Source organism: Nocardiopsis listeri (genome assembly GCF_020741345.1).
GTDB classification, from domain to species: Bacteria; Actinomycetota; Actinomycetes; order Streptosporangiales; family Streptosporangiaceae; genus Nocardiopsis; species Nocardiopsis listeri_A.
Genome location: NZ_DYZD01000312.1, coordinates 1 through 8,649, shown reverse-complemented (window position 1 = coordinate 8,649; position 8,649 = coordinate 1). Strand labels below are relative to the sequence as shown.

Sequence of the window (8,649 nt, the reverse complement as noted above, 5' to 3'; positions counted from 1 at the left end):
GCCGATGATGACGGAACGCAGGTGGACGGGGAGGGCGAACAGCCGCCCGACCCGCAGCACCCTTCGGGTGGGCCTGGGAGGCTCCGTGGAGGCGGTCTCGCGTGGCACCGGCGCGGGCTCGGAGATCGTGCGGCTCATGAGGCCCCCTTCGTCCTGCGCAGCACGTACAGCAGTACCGGAGCGCCCACGAACGCGGTGACGACACCGACCATGAGTTCCATGGGTCGCACCACCGTGCGACCCACCACGTCGGCCACCAACAGCAGGGTGGGTCCGACCAGCGCCGCGAAGGGCACCTGGACGCGGAAGTCCACCCCCACCAGGGAGCGCACCACGTGCGGCACGGCCAGGCCGACGAAGGCGATGGGGCCCGCCGCGGCGGTCGCTCCGGAGGCCAACAGGACCCCGGCGACCAGACCGCCGGCCCGGGTGGCGGTGACGTTGGCCCCGGTGGCCACGGCCGCCTCGTCCCCCAGGGCCAGGGCGTTGAGGCCGCCCATGACGAACAGGGCCAGGACCAGCCCCAGACCCACGACCGGCAGGACCGCGAGGACCACGTCCATGCCGCGCCCGGCCAAAGAGCCCACCACCCAGTAACGGTAGCTGTCGAAGACATCGGGCATGCTGAGCGCCACCGCCTGCACGTAGGCGGTGAGGACGGCCGAGACGACCGCGCCGGCCAGCAGCAGACGCACCATTCCCCCGTCGCCGCCGCGGGTTCCCACGGTGTGGGCGGCCAGCCCGGCCAACAGGGCGCCGGGCAGCGCCCACCAGACCGTTCCGGTGACCGAGGTGGGGCCGAGCAGGGCGGTGGCGGTCACCACGGCCGCCGCGGCCCCCGCGTTCACGCCCAGCAGGCCCGGGTCGGCCAGCGGGTTGCGGGTGACGCCCTGCATGAGCGTGCCGGCCAGCGCCAGCGCCGCACCGGCCAGTACCCCGACGATCGTCCGGGGGATCCGGCTCTCCACCACGGTGACGGTGTAGGAGTCGGCACCGCCGGTGAACACGCTCAGCACCTCCAGCGGAGGCGTGGGCCTGCTGCCCGCCACGAGGCTGAGCAGAACCGCCCCGGCCAGGGCGGCCACGCCCACGCCCAACATGAGCGTGGCGCGGACGGGCCCGGCCTTGGGCGGTGCCGTCGTGCGTGTCTTCACGTTCACCTGTCGACGGATCAGTCGTCGATCTCGGCGACGGCCTCTTCGATGAGGGGCACGTACCGGTCGAGGGTCCACGGAACGGTGAGCGGGGTGATCAGGGAGGAGGCGGTGACGAAGGAGTTGTCCTCGCCGGCGACCACCGCGCCGTTCTCGACGGCGGGGATGGCCGCGTACAGCTCCTGCTCCTCGATCTCGGCGCGCGACTCGGGGTCACTGTAGAAGGTGAAGATCAGGTCGCTGTCGGAGAGCTGGTCGGCGTTCTCCAGCCCGATGAGGGCGGAGTCGGTGCCCTCGGTCTCGGGGAAGGTCTCGACGATCGGGTCGACCTCCAGACCCAGGCCGCGGACCATGGCCACGCGCTGCTCGTCGGGCAGGAAGACACCGAGGGTGCCGGGGCCGTCGGTGTAGATGTAGGAGAAGGACAGGTCGGCGAACTCGGGGTGGTCCGCGGCGGCCTGTTCGAAGGTGTCCTCGATCTCGGTGACGAGGTCGGCGGCCTCCTCCGGCTTCCCGAGCGCCTCACCGATGATCTCGATCTGCTGGTCCCAGTCGGTGCTCCACGGCAGGTCGGGGTAGGCGACCGTGGGGGCGATGTCGTTGAGGATGTCGAAGTCCTCCTGGGTGATGCCGGACCAGGGGGCGAGGATGACGTCGGGGGCGAGTTCGATGATCGCCTCGAAGTCGATGTCGGCGGCGCCCGCGAACTGTTCGGGGAGTTCCTCGCCGGACTCGCTGACGGCCTCGTGGATCCAGGGCAGGTAGCCGGTGTCGTCGGCGCCCCACTCGTAGCTCTCGATGCCCACCGGGACCACGCCCAGGGCGATGGAGGTCTCGGCCGAACCCTGGCCGAGGGTGACCACGCGTTCGGGCTGTTCGGGGATCTCGGCGGTCCCGAGCGCGCTCTCCATCTCGATCGGGAAGGTGCCGTCGGCGGCTCCCGCGTCGCCGGCACCGCCGTTGTCGTCGCTACCGCAGGCGACCAGGCCCAGGGCCAGGGCCGCGGTGAGTCCGAGACCGCCGAAACGGCGCAGAGTGGGGTTCATGCTCACTGCTTTCTTCGTCACGGGATGCGGCCTCGTCGTACTCGGCGGGCCGTTTCGTACGGGGGGAGCGCCCGAGACCGGGCAGCACGAAAGCCGGGCGGATCAGGACGAACCCGACCATAACGAAGGTTAGTCTAACCTCACCTCATACGATTTCAAAAAATCTGAAACCGTGCGCGGACCTGCTCCCAAGCTCAGGGGACCACGGATTCCCCGGTGAGGTAGGGCTCACCCGGAGGGCTCCCGGCCTCCTCCACGACTCCACCATGGCTGTGGCCCAACAGGACGACCGGTACCGGCTTGCCCAGGGGGTTGCCCTCCCTGCCGGCCACGTACTCCAGGTCCCCTCCCGCCCCGGAGACCGCCATCGCACCGTGCAGGTAGTAGAGCTGGTTGCGGACCTCCTCCGGAGTGGGCAACCGCTCACCCCCGACCTCCTCCAACGCCAGACGCACCGCGTGCACGGCCACCGCCACGGCGTCATGGTGCATGATCGCGTACCCGTCGTCGAGCCTCTCGGGGTCGGCGTCGATCCGTTCGACGAACGTCTCGTGGAAACCGTCGAACCCGGCCGGGGGCGCCACGTCGCCCCTGCCCCATCCCGGGTGTGTGGAGGAGGCCATGGCCAGGTCGAGGTTGCCGTCGTCGAGGTCCCGATGGAGCTCGGCGTCACCGGTGATCCCTGTCGCGGCGTACACGATGGTCAACGGGTCCTGCGGAATGCATCTCTCCCCGGCCAAGGCATTGACGAACACGTCCAGGTCGTCCTCGCGCCCGGCGAAGAACACCAGGTCCAGGTCCTGGTGTTGGGAGCAGATGTGGTTGACCGCACTGGCGAAGGCCGTGGGAGCGGTCTGTCCCATGGTCGTCCCGGTGAACTCCAGCTCGTTGCGGGGCAGGTGGTCCGCGAACTGCTCGGCGTAGGCCTCGCGCAACGTCGCGGTGTAGGTGTCGTCCTCGGTGTTGTCGTAGAGCAGGATTCCCGCGGCGGTGGGGTGCTCGGACTCGATGTAGTCCACCAATGAGGCGACGTACTCGGAGTTGTTCGGCGAAGCGCGCATCAGACCCGGGGCGGTGGAGGCGTCCAGGCCGTCGGCGGTAACGATGCCACCGACCATGGGGATCCGGTGACCGGACAGCTCCAGGGCGGCCCGCTCGGCGCTGTCGCTGCTCAGACCGGGACCCGCCACCGCCAACAGCGGAACGTCGTCCTCGGTCACCGACACCAGCCGGTCGACGGCGTACCGCCAGTGCTGCTGACGGCTGCCCTCGTTGGCCAGGTACAACTGCATCAAGGGGCGGTCACCGTGGAAGGTCTGGTCCTGGTTGGCCCGAACCTGGGCCACGTGCGCCCCTTCCATGGCGGCCCGGACCCGATCGGTGTCCAAGGGGCTGCGTCCGTCGGGGGTGAGCGTCGTCATCAGGGCGATCCGGGCCACGGGGGTGCCCTCCTCCTCCGCGACGGCGGCCACCCGTGTGTTCTCCCGCTCGATCAGCCCCTGAACCTCGGTGAAGGCGGGGTCGAACACGTGTGATCCATCGTTGACCCCGACGCACTCGCCCTCCACGAGGACCAGGCCGGAGAACGGCCCCCCACAGGCCAGGTGCGGTCCGAAGGCCACCGCGCCTCCCCCGCCCAGGGCCACCAGCAGGGAGACGACCACGGTGCCGACCAGGAGTCCGCGGCGTCGTGGGCCCGACGACACGAGGGAGTCGTCCCGCACGGATCTGCGGTAGGTGACGTCTCGTCGACGAAGTTCGTCGGCGATCCCACGGTGTCGGGCCTCCCGTTTGGAGAGCACACCCGTGTTCGTGACCCGGCCGCGCAGCCCGATCAGGGCGTAGGCGGCCTGATCCTGCGCGTCCACCCGTTCGGGTCCGCCGAAGGGGTCGGACAGGGACCACAACGCGGCGACCAAACGCCGGGCCTCCCTACGGTGGGGTTCCAACCCGGCCCTGATGGACTCCCGTTCCAGCCGAACGAAGCGTTCGTCGGGGGCCTCACCCCAGTGCTCGACGTGCGGACACGGAGCACGGGTGACCTCGTCGAGCATGACCTCCCACGAATCCGTGGCCCCTTCGTCGGTCAAGACGGTGAGGAGTTCGTCCGCGACCGTCCCCAGGCCTCCCAACGCCAACCGGTGGTAGAGGGCCCCGATGGGGTCACCGGAGCGCTCACAGTATCCGGCCAGGGCCTCGTGGTAGCGCACCCAGCGGTCCCCACCGGTGTCGTCACGGGCGAAGCGCCGCACCAGGAGGTGACGCAAGGGGATCGTCCAGTCGGGGGCGTCCTCGCCGAAGAACAGGGGAGCGACCCGGTTCAGGCGACGACCCTCCTCCCTGGCGAGCCGTTCCGCGCACCCCAGGTCACGGGACAGGGCACAGATCTCCAACGCGGCACGGTCGCTCTCGGGTGCCCCTGACCAGTCGAGCAGCCGGGTCAACAGGGACGACTCGAGGTCGTTCCGTCCCAGCACCCGGTCCAGGACGCCTGCGTCCTCCGGATGCTCAGCGCTCACGCGCACCACCTCGGCGGCCACCGAGGGGTTGCCCCCGGAGAACTCGTGGACCAGGCGGGCGGTCTCGGAGTCGACCACCTCCGGTCTGCGACCACGCCACGACATGAGCTTGCCGCAGTCGTCCACGCCGAAGGACGGCAGCCTCGACTGTTCCAGAAGGTGGTGGTCCGGACGGGACTTTCGGGCGGTGGCGACCACCGCCACGGGAAGGACGAATCCGCCGGTGTCGTCCTCGGACCGGATGGGACGGGAGTCCTTCAACAGCCGCAGGAATGACCTGCCCGCCGCGCGCGAGGACGTCCCGGCCTCGGTCGATTCGTCCGGGTCGACGGCGTCGGCGTTGTCCAGCAGTACCACCGGGGCCGAATGGCGCTCCCGGCCACGACGGGAGTGGTGCAGGTCGGCCAGGAACGCCTCGCACAGCGCGACGTCCATGCCCCGCCCGGAGGCGTCCCGATCGTCGCGGACCAGATCGGCGAGGACCCCGGTCCCCTTGCCCTTGTCCGAGCCCGCGGACTCGGCGTACCACTCCACGAAGGGACGCAGGGCCGACCGCTTGACCAGGCCACCGATCGACGCGATGGGCAGTTTGACGCCCTCCGTGACCACCAGGCCCAGGTCCACCCGCAGCTCGACGCCACCGATGGTCTCCGACACCACCCGCCCCCAGCGGGACACGCGACGTATCCCCTCCAACGCCTTCTCGATCTGCTCGCCGCCGAGGACCACGGACTGCTCAACACCGGGACGCTTGGACTCGGAACGCGCGTCCTCCCCTGCTCGAAGCGCGGCGAGACCCACCAGCAGGCGGGGAAAGGACAGGCTTTCGCGACCTTTGGCGCGTCCGGCGAGTTGTTCGGCCAGAACCGTCAACTTGGCGGGAACTCCACGGTATTGCGGATTCTCCGCGTCGAGCCAGGCCACAGCCGTTTCACCATCGAGTTCGGCGCGCAGGGAATCGAGGACCGAGCTTCGACCGGAGCCCCGTTCACCGTGTAGGAGAACGATTTTCCTGGCGTCGCGCGCAGAGTTCTTCGGGAGCGGACGAAGCTGTGCCCGTAGGGCCTCCCGAACACTCGGGCGTGTGATCATCGGGGTGGGCAGAGAAGCACGAGCCATGCCATGTCCGATCTCGAATTCGCAGGGGGATTTCCTTCCACGCAGCACGGAAAGAACACCACGAACAGCCAGATCAAGGACTACCCCAGGCCGCCCCACACCGACATGCACTTCTTCATGCCACCCACAAAACCTTAATGGAATCGGTCCGCACATAAAAGGGCGCCCGTTCGGATTCGCGGGCACCCCGGGATGGAACGCAGGTCAAGGAGCGCGGTCGGTCAGCACGTTGCTCACGCCGCCCAGATAGCCGATGAAGTGCCGGGTGGCCATGGCGCCGAGCCGTTCACGACCCGGGAAACGCGGTGGGGACCAACGCATGACCGCCTCCGCTCCGGAGGTCACCGATGCGAGGGAGGCAGGGCCGCGGCGGGCCCTTTCGTACCGGCGCAGCGCCTGCGCGGGATCGCGTTCGGCTCCCTCCTCCCCCAGCACCCGGGTGAGCGCCCAGGCGTCCTCCAGGGCCTGGTTCGCCCCCTGCGCGGTGGAGGGAGGGAACGTGTGCGCGGCGTCGCCCAGCAGGGTCGCCCCGCCCTCGCCCCAGACCCTCGGAACCCGGTGCCGGACGTGCTCGAACAGTTCGGGGTCGTCGTCGGCGGTGTGCTCCAGGACCGCGCGCACCCAGGGGTCCTTCCAGTCACCGAAGAGTCTGCGCAGCACACTCGCCGGGGACACCGGGCGCCGCATGCCCGAACGCCAGCGCACGTCGAACCACCACTGCACCAGGCCGTCCCCTGCCGGCATGATCCCGCACGTGCCCTGGCGGCCCTGGACCACCGCGGCGACCGTGCCCGCGGAGGCGTCCATGGGCACCTCGGTCAGCGCCTGCCAGCTGGCCCACCCGGTGGGGCGGGCCGGGTCGCCGTCCCACAGGTCGCGTCGGGCGGCCGAACGCACCCCGTCGGCGCCCACCACCACATCACCGTCGGCGGAGACACCGTCGCCGAACAACGCGCTCACCGACCCGTCCGGGTTCACCCGCACCCGGGTGCAGATCCGCCCGTAGCGGATGGTGCCCTCGGGCAGACCCGCGGCGAGCAGCGCCAACAGGTCCCTGCGAGGCACGGTGCGCGCCTCGAAGCCGTAGTGTTCGCGGACCGCGTCCACGTCCAGGGTGTAGCGCACACGGCCGGAGGGATCGCGGTTCTCCAGACCATCGAGGCGGCGCCCGATCCCCCCGATGTCCACACCCAGGGCCTTGAGGGCGGCGGTGCCGTTGGCGTACAGGCCGAGCCCGGCTCCCCCGGAGCGTGGTTCGGGCGCACGTTCGTGGACCTCGACCTCGTGCCCCAGCCCGGTGAGCCCTCGAGCCAGGGCGAGTCCGCCCACACCGGCACCAACGATGACGACACGCATCAAAGACCCACCCCTGAACGTTCGGCTGCCAGCACGTTACCGACAGACCGAACATAACGGAACGGCGGGCCGCGGGGTGGGAGCGAGAGCCCGCGACCCGTGGCCCAACGCGAGAAGCCCGTCCCGGGAACGTTCCCGGGACGGGCTCTGCTCGGCGGTCGACCACGAAGGACCGCGCCGCCGACCGTGTTCGCGCCCACGGGGTCAGCGGGGCGTCGGTGCTGTGGGTTCACCCGGTGCGGCCGTGCCACCGGGCGGGTTCGTATGTACTACATCCAGATGTTCTTGTTGGCCGAGACGTCCTCGGCCGAGCTGCTCTGGACGCCGCTGCCGTGGTTCTCGCCCGGAACCGAGGACCCCTGGTAGTCGCCCGGAACCGAGGACCCATGGTGATCAGCCGCGGCAGGGGCCGCGAACAGGCCCAGGGCGACGAAGGCGGCCGCCGCCGTCACGTTGAGAGCACGCTTGAACATGATCCTCCTTGAGGAGATTCCCCCGTTGTAGTTCCCCCCGGTCGCCCACACGCTAGGGCGTCCCTCGAAGTGATTTCCAGTCGGGGCCGCATCCGGTCAGGAATGGCCTTCGGGAACTATCCGAGGGGCTCCGCGAACCCACAGGTCGGGGTGGTGGTCAGCGGGCCAGGTGGACGCGGGTCTCCCAGGGGCGCAGCGGGGCCGGGGCCGGGCCTGGGTCGGGAAGGTTACCGATGAGCAGCTCCGGGTCCGGTCCCACCACGTCCTCGGGCAGGTCCACCTCGACCGTCCGGTCGCTCCAGTTGGCCAGCACCAGCAGCACCCGGCCGTTGAGCGTGCGGGTGTAGGCGTAGACCCGGGGGTCGTCCTCCAACAGCGGCGCGTAGCGGCCGTGCACGATGATCGGGTGCTTCTTGCGCAGCTCGATCAGGCGACGGTAGTAGTGGAAGACCGAACCCTGGTCGGCGACGGCGGCCTCGGCGTTGATCCCGACGTGGTTGGGGTTGACCCCGATCCACGGCGTCCCGCTCGTGAACCCGGCGTTGTGCCCCGCGGTCCACTGCATGGGGGTGCGCGCGTTGTCCCGGCTCATCCGGGCGATCCCGGCCATGGCCGCCTTCGCGTCGACCTTGCCCGTCTCCACCATGGTGCGGTGGTAGTTGAGGGTCTCCAGGTCGCGGTAGTCGGCGATGTCGTCCAGGTGGGCGTTGGTCATGCCCAGTTCCTCACCCTGGTAGACGTACGGGGTGCCCTGCATCATGTGCAGGGTGGTCGCGATCGCGGTCGCCGACTCCACCCGGTACCGGCCGTCGTCCCCGAACCTCGAGACCACGCGCGGCTGGTCGTGGTTGTTCCAGTACAGGCTGTTCCATCCCCGGTCGTTGAGCCCCGCCTGCCAGTGGTCGAGCGAGGCCTTGAGTCGGACCAGGTCCAGGGGGCGCGGGTCGAACTTGCCGCCCGGACCGTGGTCCAGGTCCACGTG

At 70.0% G+C, this 8,649-nt stretch carries 6 protein-coding genes; all 6 read right to left on the bottom strand.

The genetic code is table 11. The features are described from left to right. Positions 1-134: 134 nt before the first annotated feature. Complete coding sequence (locus K8V84_RS16860) at positions 135-1,100, bottom strand: iron ABC transporter permease (protein WP_304076015.1); 966 nt, start codon at positions 1,098-1,100, stop codon at positions 135-137. 71 nt (positions 1,101-1,171) lie between these two features. Next, positions 1,172-2,200 carry an iron-siderophore ABC transporter substrate-binding protein gene (locus tag K8V84_RS16855; protein ID WP_304076013.1) on the bottom strand — a complete coding sequence of 343 codons (1,029 nt, stop codon included), beginning with the start codon at positions 2,198-2,200 and terminating at the stop codon, positions 1,172-1,174. Between the two features lie 194 nt (positions 2,201-2,394). After that, positions 2,395-5,592: a hypothetical protein gene (locus K8V84_RS16850; protein WP_304076012.1), complete on the bottom strand. Its 3,198-nt coding sequence runs from the start codon at positions 5,590-5,592 to the stop codon at positions 2,395-2,397. 450 nt (positions 5,593-6,042) lie between these two features. Further along, positions 6,043-7,194: an NAD(P)/FAD-dependent oxidoreductase gene (locus K8V84_RS16845; protein WP_304076011.1), complete on the bottom strand. Its 1,152-nt coding sequence runs from the start codon at positions 7,192-7,194 to the stop codon at positions 6,043-6,045. Between the two features lie 269 nt (positions 7,195-7,463). Further along, positions 7,464-7,667 (bottom strand): hypothetical protein, encoded by a 204-nt coding sequence (locus tag K8V84_RS16840; protein ID WP_304076009.1) that lies wholly within the window; start codon positions 7,665-7,667, stop codon positions 7,464-7,466. Between the two features lie 157 nt (positions 7,668-7,824). Next, positions 7,825-8,649, bottom strand: an 825-nt coding sequence (locus K8V84_RS16835; protein ID WP_304076007.1) for an alpha-amylase family glycosyl hydrolase, incomplete at its 5' end; no start/stop codon positions are given.